This is a genomic window from Paenibacillus sp. Y859 (assembly GCF_056786405.1).
The window spans coordinates 1-1,266 of sequence record NZ_JBXCIZ010000038.1 but is presented as its reverse complement, the minus strand read 5'-3'; the positions used below and the strand labels follow the sequence as shown (position 1 = coordinate 1,266).

The 1,266-nt window shown below is 41.0% G+C and carries 1 pseudogene; it reads right to left on the bottom strand.

Annotated elements, in window-relative coordinates:
• Nucleotides 1-1,266, bottom strand: a pseudogene (locus AC1TO8_RS23815) (polymorphic toxin-type HINT domain-containing protein); the annotation flags it as partial.

The following is a 1,266-nucleotide window of genomic DNA, read 5'->3' as shown; positions in this document are numbered from 1 at the left end:
TCTCCGTTAATAGATTATCATCATTATACTTGTATTCCGCCGTTTGACCTGCATAATTAACATATTTAATGACATTCCCACGTGCATCATAATAATAGGATGCTACTTGGTTCTCCTGATTAATCTGACGTGTTAGTCTGCCCAGTTCATCATATTGTTTATGGATGGTTGTCTGATCTGGAAGTTTCATACTCGTTAGATTACCTGCCTGACTAAATGTATAGCCTGTCGTACGTTGTTCGGGATCGGTCACTTTACTCAATCTACCTAGAACATCATACGTAGAGGTCGTGATTTGTCCGTTACCATCCTGGCTGCTGAGAATATTACCATCCAGATCATATGTCAATTTCGTTAGTGGGATGAAACTACCGTTATTGTTCTCTTCCAACAGCATAACCTGTCCTAATACATCGGATGTTTCGCGCTGTTTATTCCCACTTGCATCTGTATAGGTGGTCGTCAGATGAGCCCAATCATAGTCCACTGTATCTTCTGTTAGATCTGCATAAATCGTACGTTGTAATCGATTGAATGCATCATATGCGAATAACGTAGAGTTTTGTTCGGCATCGATCAGTTGCTCCAAATTTCCTTCTTTATTGTAGAAATATCGATATACCGAGTTGTCCTGAACTGCTTGTGTCATGAGGCCTAAAGGATTGAATGTATTCGTTGTAACCAATCCGTCAGGACTTGTACTGGTTACTGAATAAAGTGCATCGTCATATTGCACGGATTGCTTCGTACCGTCACTGTATGAGATCTGTTTCATTCGGCCGATTGGATCATATGAATATTCTGTCACCTTGCCAGCTTCATCCGTCATGGATTGTAAATCACCCATTGCTGTATACGAATACAGCTTGGATAAGGTACTCAATGTATTATCCACAGACCTGACTGCCAGCGATTCTTTCGTCAATAAATGCCGACCATAAGGTGATTCATAAAATTGTGTGCTTACAATATTGTTGGTCGTGTCTTTCATCGTCGTTACATTGGGATTACCGTAAGCATCATACTCGAAATCCGTCTGGGCAAGCAATTTACCACCTATCGTATTTTCCCTAATAGCGAACTGAGTTGTGCTACCCTGATTGTTATATTGATACGTTTCAACACGTGACTGCCCCTCTTTCAATTTGGTAGTAACGGTTGTTGGCAATGACCAGAAATAAGGTTCTGTCGAGTTCTTGTAATCAACGACAGTCTCTTGTCCGGTGTTCAGACTTTGCTTCAGTATCATCCCCTTGTCATCGTACT